The 21,176-nt window shown below is 46.5% G+C and carries 3 protein-coding genes; all 3 read left to right on the top strand.

What is annotated here, in order from left to right; all coding sequences use genetic code 11:
* The first annotated feature begins 12 nt into the window (after window positions 1-12).
* Genes BLR32_RS29780 through BLR32_RS29770 form a run of 3 tightly spaced genes read left to right on the top strand, consistent with a single transcriptional unit; the run spans window position 13 to window position 21,167 of the window.
* Entirely contained in the window at window positions 13-8,814 is an 8,802-nt protein-coding gene (locus tag BLR32_RS29780; RefSeq protein ID WP_089837589.1) for a non-ribosomal peptide synthetase, read from the top strand.
* A gap of 45 nt (window positions 8,815-8,859) precedes the next feature.
* Complete coding sequence (locus tag BLR32_RS29775; protein ID WP_089837587.1) at window positions 8,860-15,360, top strand: non-ribosomal peptide synthetase; 6,501 nt, start codon at window positions 8,860-8,862, stop codon at window positions 15,358-15,360.
* Window positions 15,357-21,167 (top strand): non-ribosomal peptide synthetase, encoded by a 5,811-nt coding sequence (locus BLR32_RS29770; protein ID WP_089837585.1) that lies wholly within the window; start codon window positions 15,357-15,359, stop codon window positions 21,165-21,167. Before BLR32_RS29775 ends, BLR32_RS29770 begins: the two co-directional genes overlap by 4 nt.
* Window positions 21,168-21,176: the final 9 nt, after the last annotated feature.

Here is a 21,176-nt window from a genome sequence, read left to right as displayed (position 1 = left end):
TCGTTCCCCATTATGGATCTGCAACAACAATCTGCCCTTGACTACTGGTTCAGGCAGTGTAAGAATAATAGTGATGGTCCTTTCTTTTTAACAGGCAGCCGCAGTTCAATTGCCTGCAACCTGTCTTCTGCCACCCTCGCGAAGCTGGAACAGGCGGGCAACCGACAGGATATGTCAACACTGGTGATCGTGCTGGCAGCATGGCTGGTACTGCTTAAAAGATACGGGCTTGATCAGCAGGTGGTGTTCATGCCGCCTGTGGTGGGTGGCCCGGTGCCTGTACCGGCAGAGAAAGGACAGCAGCTGTATTTCCGGTTTGACATTCATAAGGATACTGTTTTCAGGGAAATGGTCAATGGCTTATCCCTTGCGTTTAAAACAGCCCTGCAGCACCAGGATTATAACGCCGGGAAACTGGATGAACTGTTTGAAGCGAATGGTTTACCTGTGCGGACGGCTCATTATCAGGTGGGGATCGCACATGATAGCCTGCATGATATTCCTTCCTGTACGGAAAGGGCAGCACTGGCACTGGTGATACTCAAGGATCAGCCATGGCAGCTATATTATCAGGAAGGTATACTGCCAGGGCATTTACTGGACCAGTTGCCATTACACCTGGATCGGATATTATCTTCATTACTACATGAACCGGGGAAACCCGTATTGCAAAGTGCGATGCTTTCGGATGAAGAACTTGCACACCTTTATGCATTATCCGGCGAAGCGCAGCAGATACCTGTGAAAGGCCAGCTGTTACATGAGCTGTTTGAACAGACGGTTGAGGAACGCCCCCATGGTATAGTGCTGGTAGATAAAGAGGATAAGATCACTTACAAAGAGCTGGCAGAAGAAGCCAACAGGCTGGCTGGCTATTTATCAGGCGTGGCAGGTGTTCGCCCGGGTGATGTGGTGGCCCTGCTGATGACACATGATAAATGGGCAATCATCAGCATACTGGGTATCTTAAAGGCAGGGGCCACTTATCTGCCAATAGATACAGCATATCCTGCAGAGCGGATCGCTTATATGATCCATGATGCAAAGGCTGTATTGACGATCAGTAATGTGCCCGTATCCATTCCTGGTATACCGGTGTTGGAAATGGAATGGTGGGAAGGGGAAAGAAACCTGTATCCGTCAAATACAACATTGCCGGTAGTGACAGCTGATACAGCCGCCTACATTATCTATACTTCCGGTTCCACTGGTCATCCCAAAGGAGTGGCTATTACACATGTCCAGGTATGTCAGCTGCTGGCATCCCTGCAACATGAAATGGGCTTCGGAACGGGATTACATTATATATTGAATGCCTCCTTATCCTTTGATGCAGCCGTCAAGGAAATATTCCTGCCGCTGGCATACAAGGGTACGTTGCACTTACCGCCTGATTATCGTAACATCCCTCAGTTGGCAGATTATCTGCAGCAACACCATATCAATGTGCTGCATGCATCTCCACTTTACTGGGAAGCATTATTGCCGTTATTGCCATCAGTCCCCCTGCAATATATTTCTTGTGGTGGAGATGTATTGTCTTCCAGGCTGGCGGCCGACATCCGGAAGCAATTGCCTGAAGCAGTATTTATGAATCTGTATGGGCCTACGGAAACATGTATCAACGCCACCGGATACCGGATAAATCATGTAACGACCTCAGTACCTATTGGCAGCGCATTACCCGGCTATAGTGTGTTTGTCGTGGATAGGGAAGGGAGTTTGTTGCCATTGGGTATGGCAGGAGAATTGTGTATTGCGGGGCAGGGGATTGCAGCCGGATATATCAATAATAAAGCTGCTACGGAACAGGCTTTTGTAAGTCTTGAAATCAACGGTGTGCGGCGCTTATATCGTACAGGCGATAAAGTGAAATGGAATGAGCAGGGCGAGCTGGAATTCCTGGGGAGAATGGATCAGCAGGTCAAGATCAGGGGATACCGTATTGAGCCGGAAGAAGTAAGGCTGGCTATTCTGAAAGACAACAGAGTGGCTGAAGCTTATGTAACGGCCGATAATGGTGCTGATGGTGTACCTGTGCTGGTGGCTTATCTGCGCATGACAACAGCAGAGTCGCCGGAAGTGGTGAAAACTTTCGTGTCGGCACAACTACCAGCTTATATGCTGCCCTCAAAATGGGTGGTAGTGAAACATTTTCCAAGGAATACCGCTGGTAAGATCGATAAAACAAAATTGCCCGATCCGGAAGATATACAACAATACATTGCACCCGTTAAGGCCACGGAAAAAGCGTTGGCTGTAATGTGGAAAGATGTATTGAAGATAGACCATGCAGGGTTGCATGATCATTTCTTTGACCGTGGAGGTCATTCCTTGAGTGCTATCCGCCTGTTATCAGTCATTATTCAGCAGTTACAGGTAAAGCTTGAGTTGAACGATATATTTACTTTCCCCGTACTGAAGGACATGGCGGCCAGGATTGATCAGCAAACAGGTGTACCTGTTCTATCAATTCCTATAGCACCTTCGGCGGCTTATTATCCTGTTTCTCCCGCCCAGCAGCGATTATGGATCATTGACCGGTTGGAAGAAGGAAAGGCGCCATATAATATTCCGCTGGCCTTTCAGATCAACGGCAAACTAGATGAGGCGGCGTTGTTCAAAGCGCTCGACATTATTTCCAGGCAATACGATATCCTGCGTACTTCATTTATTGAAATAGATGGCGCACCTTATATGCAGGTGCAGGACGCAAGTACTTTTCAACCGGCGGTAGAGAAAGTATGGTATTCTGCGCATCCGGAAGAACTTTGTGCTGCAGCCGCCGCACGTCCGTTTGTGCTTGAGCAGTCGCCGCTATGGCGGTTGTTGCTTATCTACGTGGAAGGTGGTGTAGTTGGTATGCTAACCTTCCACCATATCATCGCTGATGGATGGTCAATGCACGTATTTACAGATACATTGTTGTCCCTGTATAAAGATATAGCTACGGGGAAATCCCCGCTTCACCAGCCGCTTTCACTACAGTATAAAGATTATGCGGTATGGATGAGGGAAAATATGCAGTCGGAAAAAATGCTGGCTGCGCAACGGTATTGGGAAGGGGAATTTGAAAAGGGCGTAACACCTGTGGCCTTACCGGCAGACAATACCAGACCTTTAGTAAAGGCATACCAGGGGCATGCAATCTATACATCTTTTCCAGCAGATCTGGCAGATAAGCTCCAGCGGTTTTCACAACAACAAGAGGTAACGCCGTTTGTTATTTTACTGGCAGCTTTCCGCTTATTGTTATACCGGTATACAGCACAGCCGGATATTGTGATCGGGGTGCCTGTTTCCGGCAGGGAACAGGGCGCATTGGATCAGCAGATCGGATTCTTTGTCAACATACTGCCTGTTCTGCTACATATCACAGAAGAAGATAATTTTCATACCCTTATACAAAGGGAAAAAGCGCACCTGCTTGAAAGTTACAGGCACCAGGATTATCCATTCGATAAACTGGTGGAGATATTGAAGATAGAGCGGGATAGCAGTCGTTCTCCTTTGTTTGATGTCATGTTTGGTTCCTGGCCGGGTAATGAACTCATGGATAAAGCATTGCTTCCTGATCAACAATTGTCTTCCTTTGAGATGCCTGTTACTACCAGCAAGTATGATCTGCTGCTGAATGTAGAAACAGTTGAAGGTAACTACCGTATCTACACAGAGTACGATACGGCTTTGTTCAGCGAAATGCGTATCAGGCAGATGATGGATCATTACCTGTTATTACTTGATGCTGCACTGGACCATGCAGCAGATACCATTACCTCCCTTGATTATATTACTACTGCTGAATACAATACCTTATTAAATGACTTCCAGTCACAGCGGCTGGTGTATCCTTATCATCCTTCTCTTTATCACCTGTTCATGCACCAGGTGGCATTAGTGCCTGGTCGCAAAGCGGTGATTGCTGATGAGGGAACATTGGATTACGCCACACTTTCCGGAAAGGTGAACCAATTGGCAGCAGCCCTTATTGCGCATGGGATAACACCCGGACAGCCGGTGGGGATCATTATGAAGCGTTCATCAGTATTGTTGATAAGTATCCTGGCAATCCATAAGGCAGGTGCATTTTATGTGCCGTTAAGTCCTTCATTACCGATACACCGTATCAGTTACATACTACAGGATGCAGCGGTAAAAGTAGTGTTGACAGATGCAGATCTGGTCACAGTTGTCGAGAATGAAGCAGATGTACTTATCCCGGAATTATTGCTGGCAGCCACCTATGAAGGAGAAGAGGTGCCCGCGCAAACAGGAAGTCTTGCCTACATGATCTATACATCAGGATCAACGGGAGAACCGAAGGGTGTGGCTATTACACATCAACAGGTGATGAACACCCTGTGGGCATTGCAGGAGCTTTATCCGTCAGGCGAAGAAGATACCTGGTTGTTAAAAACGAACTATACATTTGATGTATCCGTATCAGAGCTTTTTGGATGGATTCCCGGAGGTAGTAAGGTGGCGATATTGCGGGAAGGAGAAGAAAAAGAGCTGCACCTTTTGCTGGAAGCCATCCGAAGAAAGAAGATTACACATATCAGCTTTGTGCCTTCCTTATTTACCTTGTTCTTTGATACGCTGAAAACAGATAAGGAAGCCTTCAGGTTGCTCAGGTATATATTGATCGCAGGAGAAGCCTTCCCTGAGAAGCTGGTTATGGCTATACATGCCGGAGGCTGGGCAGAAAAGGTATTTAATCTGTATGGCCCTACTGAAGCCAGCATCTATACCACCGCCTTTGCACTGGAAGATTATCAGGAAGGAAAACCTGTATACATTGGCAAGCCTTTGCCTAATGTGAAGGTCTATATCCTTGATGCCAATGATCGCCTGGTGGCGTCTGGTGTCTATGGGGAACTATGTATAGGTGGCCCTGGTGTAAGTAATGGTTATTGGAACAATCCTGCGCTAACGGCGGCGCGTTTTACCCGGGATCCTTTTGGTGAAGGTATTTTATACAGATCAGGTGATCTGGCACGCTGGAGTAATGATGGTAATATTGAATACCTGGGCAGGAAAGATGAACAGGTTAAGATCAATGGGTACCGCGTGGAAACTGGTGAAATAGAACACGTACTGGAAAAAGCACCAGGCATCCGACAGGCGATAGTAGTAAAGAAAACGGATCATGCCGGTAATGCCAGGCTAATAGCATATGTCACTACCGATGGTGTTGCCGACACTACATCCCTCAGTGTATTTGCAGGCCAGTGGCTGCCTTCTTATATGATACCTGTAATGTATGTTGTACTGGATGTTATGCCTGTCAGCAGTAGTGGTAAGATCGACAGGAAAGCACTACCTGATCCTGATTTCAGCGTTGGCAGCGAAGAAGGTAGCTATACGCCGCCGGAAGCACCTTCGCAGGAGCAGCTTGCACGTCTCTGGAGCCAATTGTTATCTGTAGATAAGCCGGGCATCCATGATAATTTCTTCCGGCTGGGAGGAAACTCATTACTAGCCATCAAGTTGAGCGCAGCTATCAGAAAGGAATACAATGTGGTGCTGGCGGTAAAGGATATATTTCGTTTCCCTACCATTGCACAGCTGGATACCTTTATGGGCACCCTGAAAAAGGATTCCACACAGTTGGTAGCAGCGGCTGCTCATGGGCCTTTGCCATTGTCCTTTTCCCAGGAACGTTTCTGGCTGCTGGATAAATGGGGACAGGGAGCGACCTATCATATACCGGTTGTATTGCGACTGAAAGGCGATCTTAATATTGCAGCACTGGAAAATGCTTTGTCTGTCGTTATACAAAGACATAGCGCATTACGTACCCTGGTCCGTGAAAAGAATGGTATACCTTTTCAGCATATTGTTGATGCTGCATCATGGAAACTAACAATAACAGAAGATATTCGTTTTAGTGACAGTGCCTACCTGGACACATATATCCATGCGTTTGTTTACAATGCCTTTGATCTTTCAGTAGACCTGCCTGTGCGCGGCAGCCTGTTAAAGATAAATCCACAGGAGCACCTCTTCCTGCTCACGTTCCATCATATTGCTATTGATATATGGTCAGTGTACCTGATGGGAGATGAGATCGGGCGCTTATATAAAGATGGCGCTGCGCAATTGGAACTATTACCAGTACAATACGCTGACTATGCCCTGTGGCAACGCCGGCAAATGGAGACCGGTGAACTGGCGCAACGATTGCAGCACTGGAAGGAGGAACTGAAAGATATTGGTCCGCTGGAAATGCCTGCAGATCATATCCGGCCTGCCGTAAATGAATACAACGGTAATACTTACAGGGCCGTTATTAACCCCGAAATAACCACTCGTATCAGGCAATTGGCAGCTGGTTATAATACGACACTGTTTGTTGCACTGCTATCTGTATTCAAGGTATTACTGCATCGATATACAGGCAAGCAGGATATTGCTGTAGGTGTTCCGGTAGCTAACCGCGACCTGGAGGATGTCTCTTCCCTGGTAGGCTGTTTTATCAATACCATTGTGTTGAGGAGCCAGGTAAAACCTGATATGCCTTTTGAACAACTGTTGCAGGAGTTGAGCAGGCATGCCGCAATTGCTTATGCCCATCAGGATGTGCCTTTTGAAATGGTCCTGGAACAATTGGGTGGATCAGGTGATCGCAATGCACTCTTTGAAGTGATGTTTGATTTGCAGGATATGCCTGCATCCACGCCGCTGGAACTGGATGGTATTGCAATTGAAGAAGTGAAATTTCAAAGGACAAAGGCTTTCTTTGATCTCAATTTTGCGTTGAGCACTGATCGTATTAATGGTACCATTATACTGGATGTGGAATATAATACGGCTCTTTTTGAAGCGGCCCGTATAGAACAACTGGTAAACCATTACATCACATTGTTGCAATCAGTCATTCAGGATCAACAATGTTTAGTAGGTAACATGCAGTTACTGACAGTTGCCGATCATGTCATGCTGACCACGTTCAGCGGAGAAAAAGTGGTGTTCCCTCAAACAAATTCTATCCTGGATATGATCAGAGAGCAGGGTGTACAACATCCTGATAGAATGGCTGTCCTCTTTAATGACAGGGGAATCTCCTTCAGGCAACTGGAAGAACAGTCCAATCAGCTCGCTCATTATCTGCAGGAGCAGGGCATACAAAAAGAAGCAACAGTGGCCATATGGCTCAACCGTTCGGTGGAGGTGGTTGTAGCTATGCTGGGTATACTGAAAGCAGGAGCCTCTTATCTACCCATCGATCCTGCCTATCCACCTGAAAGGGTAGCTTATATGCTGGAAGATGCTGCTGCCACAATGATGATCACAGATTCCCCGGATGTTGTGAAAGAAAATATCCTTGTGATCCCTGTAGATCAGTTGCCGGTTATAATGAGTCGTTATTCTCCTGATCCGGTAGCAACAGATATTCACCCGCAACAATTAGCGTATACTATTTATACCTCCGGTTCCACCGGACAGCCGAAAGGTGTGATGATCGCACACCGTAACCTGGTCAATATTACTTATGGCTGGCGGTGGAAATTTGACCTGGATAAGCAAAGGACGGTCGTGTTATCGCTGGCCAGCATTGCTTTTGATGTGTTTACCGGCGACTTGTGCAGGGCATTGCCCAATGGCGGTACACTGGTGATAGCTGATACCAGGAACCTTGACTGGGGAGAGCTTTATTCGGTCATGCAAAAACATCAGGTTACCTACATTGAATCAACGCCAGCGGTAATTACGAACCTGTTCAGTCATATTGATAAACATTCTCTTGATATCTCCTTCCTCCGGGTGATGGTTTCCTGTGCAGATGCTTTGCCTGCGGAGAAATATATTTATCTCCGGAAGCGGTTCCTGTCTTCCCGTTTACGTGTTCTTAATAGTTATGGCATTACAGAAACGACGATAGATTGTTCCGGCTATGAACAGGATACACCTATCATCGGAATTACGCCTATTGGCCGTTCTTTGCCCAATATCTTCTATTATATCCTGGATGAGCAGCAGCAGCAGGTACCTGTCAATGTATGGGGCGAACTGTACGTAGGAGGAGATGGTGTGGGAATAGGATACCGTAATAAGCCGGTGCTGACTGCTGAGCGGTTTATCAATATCATGATCGGTGGGGAAATGAAACGTGTATACAAGAGTGGCGACATTGCCAGGTGGACACCGGATGGGAATGTAGTGTTTGGCGGCAGAAGGGACGATCAGGTCAAGGTACGTGGATTCAGGATCGAGTTGTCAGAGATTGTTAATAACCTGTTGCAATACCCGTCTGTGAAAAGCGCAGTAGCAGTGGTACATGCTACTCCGGGTAACACAGCGGAAAAATATATATGCGCGTACTATGTTGCAGATGACAACACTGTTGAATCGCCTACTGTGTCTGCACTCCGTAATTTTCTGCAGGATAAACTGCCCCATTACATGGTACCTCAATATTTCATCCGGCTGGATGCTATTCCTGTGACCTCCAACAAAAAAGTAGATAAGAAGCGTTTGCCACTACCTGAAACCGCAGGGTTGCAGTCGGGTCAGGAGATCGTGCTTCCTGCCAATGAAGTGGAGTCAACGCTGTATACGCTATGGACGGATGTGCTGAAAGGAGTTCCCTTTGGCGTTACGGACAACTTCTTTGAAATAGGTGGAAACTCACTGAAGGCAGTGCAGTTGCTTGCATTGATCAACGAGCAATGTTTCACCGATATTAAAATGAGAACGTTTATTGCCAGCCCGGTGATACGGGAGCTTAGTCAGCATGTGATCAGGTTCTATGAAGAGCAGAAGGAATTATTCGAGGAAGCACTGGAAGACGGCGCCGGTGATCAGGCATAAATCATAAACAACGAGCAATTTATTCTTCATTGATACAATCAGGTAATGAAAAATATTTTCAACGAATTACAGCAACTTACTGCTGAGCAACGGGAAAAAATAAAAGAGAAGCTCCGCCAGAAAGGTGTACAGGGCCAGGATGTAGGGCGTATATCTGTAGCTCCCGCACAGCCTTACTATCCATTGTCTTCAGCGCAGAAGCGCATGTATACCATGTTCAGTATTGAACCGCAAACCACTGTTTACAATATGCCGGTGGTATTGATGCTGAAGGGAATACTGGATGTAGCACGGCTCGAAAATGCCTTTTTGAGTTTAGTTGAGCGCCATGAATCATTGCGTACTTCCTTTCATGTAATAGATGGGCAGGTGGTACAAAAGATAAATGATGTATCCTCTTTCCGCATGGAGTATGAGGTCCGGGAAGGTTGGCAGTCCGGCGGTAAAGAGATTGAAGCAATGATAAAAGATTTTATCCGGCCTTTTGATCTTTCCCGCGCGCCACTGGTCAGGATAAAACTGGTAAAGATTGCATCACAGGAAGGAACGATACACCTGTTGTTACAGGATAAACATCACATTGTTTCGGATGGTACATCAGAGCTGCTACTCAATAAAGAATTAATTGCCCTGTATGCTGGTGAAGAGCTGCAACCACTGTCAATACAATATAAAGACTACGCTGTATGGCAACAGGAACAGCTCCATACTTCATGGTTTGAGCAGCAAAGGAAATACTGGATGAACAGGTTCGGTGGACATTTACAGGTGCTTGATCTGCCTACAGATTTTCCCCGCCCGGGTGTCAAATCTTTCAGGGGCGATTATTATGCATTCAGCCTGGATAAGGAGCTTACTACCTCTCTTAATAAACTGGCTATTGCCGGTAATGTTACCTTATACTCGGTACTGTTCAGTCTTTTCAAGGTATTACTGTATCGTTATTCCGGAGAGAAGGAGCTGATCATCGCTTCTGATACGGCTAACAGGACCCGTCCGGAATTGCAGGAGATCACAGGTATGTTCATTAATAAACTGGTCATTAAATCATTCCCTGCGGATGACCTGCCTTTTGATGTCTTTTTAAAACAGGTACACGAAACATTTGCTGCTGCATTGGAAAATCAGGATTACCAGTTTGATATGCTGGTACAGGACCTGAATATATCCAGAGAAACTTCCAGGAACCCCATCTTTGATATTTCCATGGGATTCCAGAATATGGATAAGCTGGAATCTGTAGTATTGCCTGAAATAGAGATATTACCCTATCATCAGGAAGGGCTTGCTTCTTCGCGGCTGGACCTGCACATGGACGGTTTTGAGCGGGATGGTCAATTACATTTTACGTTTGAATACAGTACCGATCTTTTCAGATTGGAAACTATTTTAAGAATGGCGGGACATTATCAGCAGATAGCCCGCGAAGTAGTAGCTGCGCCTGGAACACTGCTTGGAAAGATCAATGTATTGCAACCGCAGGAAACCAATTTCCTGTTACATGAACTGAACAACAGGACACTACCCTATGAAAAGGACAAGACAATACAGGAAGTATTTGAACGGCAGGTATCGCTTTATCCGGATCATATCGCTGTGAGCAGTGATGAGGAAGTGCTTACTTATACACAGCTGAATAGCAAAGCTAACCAGCTGGCACACCTGCTGAGAAGTAAAGGTGTACAGCGTAATCAACCGGTAGCCTTGCTCATGAGCCGGTCTGTTGAAATGGTGATTGGCAGCCTGGCTATCCTGAAGGCAGGCGCCTGTTATGTACCTGTGGATAGCCGATATCCTCCTGAAAGGATCCATTATATCTTAAAGGATTGTGGCGCAGGTATTGTACTGGCCACTATGAATGATGCCTTCCTGAGAATATTCGACAATGCTGATTTCTTTGGTATTGACTGGGTGATGACTGATGATCCGGATATTTTTTCCGGCGATACCGGCAATCCCGAAAATGTGAACATCCCGGATGATCTGGCTTATATTATTTATACTTCTGCTACTACCGGCCAGTCTAAGGGTGTAATGGTAGTTCATCAGGGATTACAAAACCTGGTAGCGAACAATAAGTATAGCTTTAATATCAGTGCCGAGGATCGGGTATTGCAATTTGCCACCCTGAGTTTTGATGCTTCTGTATTTGAAGTGTTTACCGCTTTGCTTACAGGTGCTGCACTATATATCGTACCTGAGGGCGTGATACAGGATTATGGCCGTTTTGAACAATACCTGAATGAGAAAGGGATCACCATGACGCTATTGCCTCCCGTGTATGCGCAGCACCTTGAGCCTGCAAATTTACACAGCCTGCGTGTGCTGTTTACCGGTGGTTCTGCCAGCAATCTTGAACTGGAAAAGAAATGGAAGAGCCGTGTACAATATGTCAATGCATATGGACCAACAGAAGCCACTGTAGTAGCCAGTTATTTTATCAGTGATCCTATGGTATCGCTGGAAACTACATACGGTGTCGTGCCTATTGGTCAGCCGCTCTATAATACACAGTTATATGTGCTGAACGACCTGCTGCAACCTGTACCTGTAGGAGTCACAGGCGAATTGTGTATTGCGGGGGATAGCGTCGCAAAAGGATATTGGGGGCAGGAAGAGCTGACTGTTGCAGCCTTTGTAGATAATCCTTTTGGAGAAGGTAAGATATACAGAAGTGGGGACCTGGTAGCGTGGTTGCCTGATGGGAACCTCGCGTTCAGGGGAAGAAAGGATGATCAGGTAAAGATCAGGGGATTCAGGATTGAGCCTTTAGGAGTAGAGAAGGTACTCTTAAAACATCCGGCAGTAAAAGAGGGAGCTGTGCTGGCTATTGCAGATGAAAGCAACCCCGGTGAAAAATTCCTGTGTGCTTATTATACATTGGAAGATAACAATGCGCCTAAACCTTCAACTGCAGACATAGCCCGTTTTATGGAGCAGTCACTGCCTGCATATATGATCCCGCAGTACTTTATATGGCTGGAAGAAATGCCATTGAATCTGAATGGTAAGGTAGACAGGAAGCTGTTGCCATTACCTGAAGAGCAACCATCCAATGCTGGCGGAGATGAGCAGGAAATGAGCCCCCTGGAGCAATCACTGGCAGCCATCTGGCGGTCGGTCCTGAAGAAAGACAACATAGGTTTGAATGATAATTTCTTCTCATTGGGAGGCGATTCCATTAAGGCCATTACGCTGGTGAGTATGATCAATAAGGAGATGAACCTGGGGTTGGTGATCAATAACATCTTTGCCAATCAGACAGTAGGATTGCTGGCCTCCTTTATCAGCCGGCAATCCGGAGAGGCCGTAGATATTCCTTCCCTGACAGTAGCGCGGGATGCAATTGCCGGATGGAAAGAACGACAACTGCAAACGGAAACTGGCTGGAAGCTGGATGAAAATGTGGAAGACCTGTACCCGATGAGCGATATTCAGGCGGGTATGTTCTTTCACTATATGGTGGATCGCAGGCTGTACAATAACCAGATTGTATTTGAGATCGTTGACGCTGATTTTCAATGGAGCAGGATAGAGGATACTTTCCGGCAGCTGGCACAACGACATAACATATTACGCACCGGTTTTTACCTGAACGGATTTGAAGGCCCTGCCACCCTGCTTTATAAGGAGGTGGATATTGATAGTAAGCTTCATTTTGAAGACCTGTCACATCTGAACAAGGAGCAACAGGAAAATTACCTGCAGGAATATATGGAGGAAGACAGGCGAATAGGTTTTGAGCTGACCACACCAGGTCTATGGCGTGCTGCGGTATTTCAGATATCATCTGCTGTATATGCCATCATGCTTGCCTGTCATCACGCTATTATGGATGGATGGAGTGATGCGGTATTCCTGACAGAATTCAGCCAGCTCTGTCAGGGATTGAAAGAAGGAGTACCAGTTGCGCTTACACCGTTAAAATGTACTTACAAAGATTATGTTGCCGATCAATGGAGATATAAACATGCACCTTCCGTAAAACAATACTGGGCTGGTTTATTGGAAGGATACGAAAGATTGCCATTGCCATTGAGCAAAAAGGTAAAAGACACCGGAGCGATCTCGAAGAGCAGCCACTATTTTTATGTGGATAAAGACCTGCAGGCAGCCATGCTGCGATTTGCACAGGAAAATGATATGAATTTAAAGCATATCTGCCTTGCAGCTTATTTGTGCATGCTGCAGCTTACTACCGGTAAACAGGACCTGACTATAGGCTTACTGACCCACGGCAGACCTGAATTGGAAGATGCTGTAAAAATACTGGGTTGTTTCCTGAATACGGTCCCTTTCCGTACGAGTTTTGACAGGATCTATTATGCACGTGAAGTCCTGGATATGGTCAAAACATCCCTGGATGCACAACAGGGAGTGGACAGGCTACCACTGACGGATATTGTCGCAGCAACAGGCGAGCGATCCAGTGCCCTGAATTCACTGTTCGATGTGTTCTTCGGTTACCTCAATTTCCATGTATATGAGCAGGCTGCAGAAGGTATACAGGCTGGCTCCCTTTCTAAAGGGTTTGGACTGAATAACACCTGGTTTGATTGCCTTGTACAATACTATGATGAGATATGTATTTCCTTTCATTACCTGGATGGGCTGTATTCTTCTGATGAATTGAAGCGACTGGAAACTTACTATGTGAATTTGCTGAAACGTTTGGTGGGCTATCCGCAGGAGGTGATCCGTAACATCGATATCATCGCTCCTGTAGAAACAGAACAGGTACAGCGCCTATTTAACCTGACGGGTTCTGATGAGGGCCGGCAGGAGACAGTAGTTTCCCTATTCCGCCAGCAGGCGAAACTATCCGGGGATGCTATCGCTGTAATAAGCGGTACGCAACAACTGAGCTATGCTGAACTGCATAAAAGATCAGATCAACTGGCTGCCTTACTGGTAGAGAAAGGCGTAGGACGGGATGTACCGGTAGTATTACTGGCGGCGTATACTGCGGAGATGGTAATCGGTGTACTGGCTATACTAAAGGCGGGCGGTTGTTATGTGCCTGTAGATCCGGCTTATCCTGCCGACAGACAACAGGTCATGATCAGGGAGTGTGGAGCTTCTATTATCGTCGCAGAAGATATACGACAGGCCGGTAACTTCGTGGGGCTGGACGTCATTGCAGTGAATCAGGATCTTACTTCAGCGCATGCCCTACCTGCTGTCGATGTAAAGGCGACCGACCTGGCCTATATCATGTATACCTCGGGAACAACGGGTGTTCCCAAAGGTGTGATGGTAGAACACAGGAGTATTGTCAGGCTGGTGAATGAACCAAATTATGTACAGTTAGGGAAAGATACCAGGATATTAATGACAGGCGCCGTGTCTTTCGATGCCACCACTTTTGAGATGTGGGGAGCCTTGCTGAATGGAGGTACATTACATCTGCTGTCTCATGATGAGCTAATGGATGCCGGTATATTGAAACAATATATTCATGCCAATAGCATCAATACAATGTGGTTCACGGCTTCCTGGTTCAATCAGCTGGTAGATCTGGATGTTACTATATTTAATGGTTTGCAGTATATACTGGTGGGTGGTGAAAAGCTTTCACCTGCGCATGTTAACCGCTTATACAGATCCACTGTACCGGGATCATTACAGATCATTAATGGTTATGGTCCTACAGAGAACACAACCTTCTCACTTTGTCTGCCAGTCAGACATGAATACGAAACAGATATTCCATTAGGTTATCCGATCAACGAAACGCAGGTATATATCCTGGACCCATATCGCCAGCCTGTGCCGGTAGGCGTTCCAGGAGAAATATATCTGGCTGGCGAAGGATTGGCCAGGGGATATTTCCGGCAGCCGGTGCTGACGGCAGAAAAGTTTGTAACGCTTTATCTGCCACATCCTGAAAGAGCATATGCAAGTGGTGATATAGGTTATTGGCAGGCAGATGGAACGGTGGTCTTTGCAGGCAGGAAGGACGAGCAGGTGAAGATCAGGGGACATCGTATAGAGCCCGCCGAGATAGAACAGGTACTCCTGCAGCACCCACAGGTGGCGAATGCTGTCGTAAATGTGTTTGTTACAGACCTGAAAGAAAAAGTACTGGTAGCCTATGTAATTGCGAAGGCAGGTGACGGCCTGGAAGCCACCATACTTAAAAAATACCTGAGTGGCCTGTTGCCTCACTTTATGGTGCCAGAGCACTTCTTCTTTATGGAGAAATTCCCGCTTACTTCCAATGGGAAGATCGACAGGAAACTATTGCCTGATCCGGTCATACATACAGCTGGCAATTATGTGCCTCCACGCAACGAGACTGAAACCCTGCTGGCAGGTATCTGGGAAGAGGTATTGGGTATTCGTCCAATCGGTATTGCCGACAACTTCTTTGAGCTGGGAGGGCATTCACTGAAAGCTTCTCTGACCATTTCCAGGATGACCATGCAGGGCGTGGAAGCGGTCTCAATTCGCGATATCTTTAAAAATCCCACCATTGAATTACTGGCAGAAGAATTAGGTAAAAGGAAACGGGTATCTGCTGAGTTAAAAGTGATCGATCTATGAGAATAGCACAATTGATCAACCGCTTGAAGGATGATGATACCTATATCCGGCTAACAGCCGAAGACCGATTGCAGGTAGTATTTCCCGACGGACATGTACCGGATGAAACATTGCTGGGAATATTGAAGGAGAGGAGGGAAGAGGTGATCCTGTACCTGAAGCATGCGGATAAGAAGATCCCGGTAAAACCATTGGAGGAACAAACAGATTACCCCTGTTCTCCCTCACAGAAACGGCTTTGGGTATTACAACAATTGATCGGCGCATCAGCCGCCTATCATGTTTCTGTCGCTTATCGCTTCTCAGGTGTTATTGATCTGAGCCGGTTCGAAACAGCACTGCGTAGGTTGACAGAGAAACATGAAGTCATGCGCACTTGTCTCATCGTTAAGGATAACGAGCCAAGACAGCGTATCCTTCCTGAAGCAGTGCATTACTTTTCTTTTAAAGACGTGGCTGTCACGGAAGAAGCGCTGATAGCCGAAATACAGGCTTTTAAGGAGCAACCTTTCCAATTAAGTGAAGGACAACTCTTCCGGGTAGGAATGTGGAAGAGAGAGGGTGGGGACTATTATTTTATGCTGGTGATGCATCATGTTATCAGCGATGGATGGTCAGTAGAAGTCTTAATGGAGGAGTTGATCCGCTACTATAACGGAGATATGGCGGTGACTGAGATGCCGGCTGTACAATACAAAGAATACGCAGTGTGGCTGAATGCCTTATCTGAAGCAGGTAGGATGGAGCAACACCGCCAATATTGGCTGGATACGCTACATGGCGAATTGCCCGTATTGAATATACCTACAGATCTGCCAAGACCTGTGATACAAACGTATAATGGACAGCATATACAGTATGAGTTTCCCGTAGCTGTGGTGAGCGCATTCTCCGACATGGTGAAAGGAAAACAAGCTTCTGTGTTTATGGGCATTATGGCGCTGATCAACACACTTTTCCACAGGTATACCGGACAACAGGACATTATTGTAGGAACGCCTATTGCCGGAAGGCCGGACAATGCGTTTGAGCGGCAGCTAGGTTTTTATGTCAATACAGTGGTATTGCGTACCAGGGTTTCCGGAGAAGATTCATTCTTCTCTCTGCTGGAACAGACCCGGGATAATGTACTGGCAGCTTATGAGCACCAGCTGTATCCTTTTGATAAGCTGGTAGAAGAGGTAAGTGTACACCGGGATGTAAGCCGTTCGCCCGTTTTTGATGTTATGATCAATTACCAGGAGGGTAGTTATCTTTCAGATAGAACGCCGGTCAATACTGATCTTGAAGTGGCTGCCCTGGTGATAGAAGACAGGACCAGCCAGTTTGATCTGTCTTTTGATTTTACCTTATCGGGCAATGTATTGAAAGTATTGGTAGAATATAATACAGACCTGTTCATGGCCGACCGTATCCATCGTATGATAGGGCATTTGCAGGGATTGATGGATAGTGTGACCTTACAGCCATCCGTGCATATTAATGTGTTGAATTATATAGGCGCCGAAGAGCGGCGGCTATTGTTACACATCCTGAATGAGCAACAGGAAACTATCAATTGTAATCATACTATGCATGGCCTGTTTGAAGAACAGGCAGCCAGGCATCCACAGCGGCCAGCGGTAATACACGGGGCTAGCGTACTGGATTTTGCCACGTTGAATGAACAGGCCAATCAGGTGGCTCACCAGCTCGTACAGCAGGGGATCCAAAAAGGGCAGTTTGTGGGCGTATTCCTCGAAAGGGGTGCGCAGCTGGCAATAGCCATGATGGCCATTTACAAGGCAGGGGGCGTGTATGTACCCGTTGATCATGGTAACCCTTCGTCCCGCATACAGCTGTTGCTGAAAGATGCTACCCCTTTTGCAGTCATCACCAATTCAGCACTTTTGCAACGGGAGTTGCCTTGTTTTGAACAGATTCAACTGGAAGTGCTGATCCTTATGGATGAATGGACAACGGTATTACCTTATCCCATATTCGATAAATCAGCATGGCGCCAGATGTCCACCTCAAATGTGGATGGCCCTTCCACTCCGGAAGACTGGGCATATATGATCTATACATCTGGCACTACCGGAAAGCCAAAAGGGGCCATCCTGCGACATAACGGGGCGCTGAACCATATGATGAATGAGTTCCATGCGCTGTCATTACCAGATGGCTTCCGTTTCCTGCAAAGCGCCAATATCTCTTCTGATATATCAGTATGGCAATTCGTTGCTCCCTGGATGTTGGGAGGCGCCTGTGTGATTGTGGATAAGGAAGATTTGCAGGTGTATGATCGCCTGTTGCAGATATTAGATCAGCAGGCAGTGACCATGACAGAGTTTGTACCGTCTTACTTTAGCCAGCTGCTTTCTTTCATGGAGCGTTATCCAGACAGCCGTCCTCCGCTACAGCATATGCAATGGATGATGTTGTCAGGAGAAGAAGTGACTGTAGACGCGGTAAATGGCTGGAAAAGATTATATCCGCATGTCAATGTACTGAATGCATATGGCCCTACAGAAGCCTCTGATGATATTACACATTTGCTCATTTATGAACCATTGCGGACGGGCATAACAAAAGTCCCTATTGGCAGACCTTTTATCAACCTGAATATATTCCTGGTAGATAAACAGCTGCAGCTGGTACCTTTTGGATATCATGGTGAAATATGTGTATCCGGTGTAGGTGTAGGCGTGGGGTATTGGAACCTGCCGGAAAAAACGAAAGAAGTATTTGTGCCGAACCCTTTTGAAGGAACTGCGGGCGACAGGATATATCGTACAGGAGATCTGGGAAGATGGCTGCCGGATGGGAATCTGGAATTTGGTGGAAGGATAGACCAGCAGGTAAAGATCCGGGGTTTCAGAGTAGAAGTAGCAGAAATTGAAAGCGTATGCAGGGAGCATGATTTTGTAAAGGATGCCGTCGTATTGCTGCAACCGGGAAAAGAGGGAGAAAAGAAATTAGTTGCTTATCTGCTCCCGGCAGATCAGGAGATGAGCGAGCGGCAGCTCATCGAAATCATCAGGCAATACCTGGCAGAGAAACTGCCAGACCATATGGTGCCGCCGGTATATGTAGTGATGGAACAGTTCCCTACAGGATTGAGTGACAAAGTAGATAGAAAAGCCCTGCCCGGACTTGATGAGATCACAGCAACAGAAGTGCTGGCCCTGCCGGAAGGACACCTGGAAATGCAGTTGCAAAAGATATGGAAACAGGTGCTTAACAAGGAAGCTATCGGTGTACACTCCAACTTTTTTGAGAGCGGAGGCCATTCGCTGAAAGCAATACAGATGACTTCCAGGATCTATCATGACCTCGGAGTGAGACTGGCATTGAAAGATATCTTTATTAACCCTACCATCCGGCAGCAGGCGGCACTGATCGAAGCGTCTGTTGTGGAAAAGCTGCCTGCGCTGCAACCTGCACCGGAAGCTACTTATTATCCGCTGTCAAATGCCCAGCAACGCATCTGGATCTCGGAAAGACTATATGAGAACAGTATGGCGTATAACATGCCGATGAAGTATGTATTTAACGGACAACTGGATACTGCTGCTTTAGAAAAGGCATTGTTCACTATTATCGACCGGCATGAAATACTCAGGACACGCTTCTTTGAACTGGACGGTATTCCCTATCAGCAGGTGATCCCCATGGCGGAAGTGGCGCCATATTTCAGCGTACATGCAATAGGTGAGGCTATTACCGTGAATGATATTGTATGGCAACCATTTGACCTGGAGAAAGGAGTGTTGTTGCGTGTGGATATTTTGCCCGTAACAGCCACACAATACCTGCTACTGATGGTATCGCACCATATTATTTCAGATGGATGGTCAGAAGATATTTTCCTGAATGAGCTCGTGTTATTATATGATCACTTCAGGAAAGGGGAAGCGCCTTCCCTGTCGCCACTTTCCTTACAGTATAAAGATTATGCGGTATGGCAACAATCGTTCCTCCGTAGTACTATAGCGGCAGAACAACTGCAATACTGGCTGCGGCAATTTGCCGGACCTGTACCAATGCTGGAACTTCCCATAGACTTTCCCCGGGCAGAGAAAAAGACATTTGAGGCAATAGATTTCAAGCTGGAGCTGGACCTGGTAACAGCAGAGAAAATAAAGATGCTGGCAACCGCCACAGGTTCCAGTACCTATATGATATTGTTGTCCGCTATCTATGTTTTCTTATACAGATATACAGGGCAAACAGACCTGGTCATAGGCTCACCCGTAGCGGCGCGGAACCATTTGCAGCTGGAAGATCAGATCGGGTGTTATATGAATACTCTGGCCCTACGTGTACAATTAGATGCTAATATATCCTTCAGGGAATTGCTGGAACAGGTGAAACAAAATACGCTGAATGCATTTGATCACCAGGATTACCCTTTTGACCTCCTGCTCAGCAAACTGCAATATGAGCGATATGAGAACCGCCTGCCATTGTTTGATGTAGGATTTACCTGGTTGAATACCATTGGGCATGGAGATGTGGAGCAGGTGTATGAACAAGGCGACTACACGGTACTTCCCTATACAGACGGTGCCGGCACTGTAAAATCTGATTGCTGGATACATGCATGGGAAGATACGGCCGGCGCCATCGGCGTAGTGCTGTCATTCAATAAAGGACTTTTCAGGCCACAAACGGCCAGCTCAATGACAGACGACCTGGGTCAGTTGATCCATCATTTTGTTCATCAGCCCGATAGTGAGATCCATTTGATCACAGATATGCTGGTGGCAGCGCATAAAAAATTAACTACAATGAACAGGAATGAAACCAAGAAAAAGAATCTTGAAAAATTCTTTAACATTCAGACGCAGCCTGCTGCAGAAAAAAGCATCATCCGCGAGTCTGTGATCCCTGGAAATGGTGGTGGCCTGAAGCTGGTAACAGCAGCTATGCCGGGCGTGAATCTTCCAAGGTGGCTGGATAGTAACAGAGCAACTGTAGATAAGTGGCTGGCTGAATATGGCGGTATATTATTCAGAGGGTTTAATGTAGACACCAATGAGCGGGTGCAGGAAACTGCTGATAGTTTTAGCGGACAACAGCTGCGCTATTTTGACCAGACCTCTCCCAGAAGTGCGCTGACAGGTGCATTATATACCTCTACAGATCATCCGAGTGATCAGGTGATACATATGCACAATGAACTGTCTTATTCTTTTCAATGGCCTTTGCATATTATGTTCTGTTGTCTCATACCTTCTGAAGAAGGAGGTGAAACGCCGGTAGCAGACGTGAGGCAGGTATGGAAGTTATTAAGTGAAGAAACACGCCGTAAGTTCAGGGCCAACGGTGTAAAATATGTGCGGAACATGCGGCCGGGAGTAGGACTTTCCTGGCAACAGGTGTTCCAGACCAATGAGAAAGAAAAAGCAGCGCAGCATTTTATTGCCAATAAGATCGCATACGAATGGAAAAGCGATGATCATTTACATACAGAATGGACATTGCCAGCTGTGCAACAGCATCCGCTTACACAGGAAGAAGTATGGTTCAATCATTGCTTTTTTTATAATGAGCATATGATAGAGTCATCCATGTATGAGGTGTTATCGGCCGCCGGAGAATTACCGTTCAATACCTATTATGGGAATGGCGAGCCGGTAGAAGCAGCTACCATACAGGAAATCGTGTCAGCGTTTGAAGCAGCGAAGATCTCGTTTCCCTGGGAGAAGGGAGATGCATTGCTACTGGACAACATGTTAATGGCGCACGGTCGTAACCCTTATAAAGGCAACAGAAAGATAGCGGTTGCCATGTTTAACCCACAGTCTACCCCTATAGCGTAATCCTTCACA

It is taken from the genome of Chitinophaga filiformis (assembly GCF_900102545.1).
Lineage (GTDB): Bacteria > Bacteroidota > Bacteroidia > Chitinophagales > Chitinophagaceae > Chitinophaga > Chitinophaga filiformis.
Note: the sequence above shows the minus strand (reverse complement) of the source record. Positions and strands in the feature narration are given on the sequence as shown.

Coding starts and splice junctions, on each gene's coding strand:
- BLR32_RS29775 (WP_089837587.1), top strand. CDS start 8,860: ATGAAAAATATTTTCAACGAATTACAGCAACTTACTGCTGAGCAACGG.
- BLR32_RS29780 (WP_089837589.1), top strand. CDS start 13: ATGGATCTGCAACAACAATCTGCCCTTGACTACTGGTTCAGGCAGTGT.
- BLR32_RS29770 (WP_089837585.1), top strand. CDS start 15,357: ATGAGAATAGCACAATTGATCAACCGCTTGAAGGATGATGATACCTAT.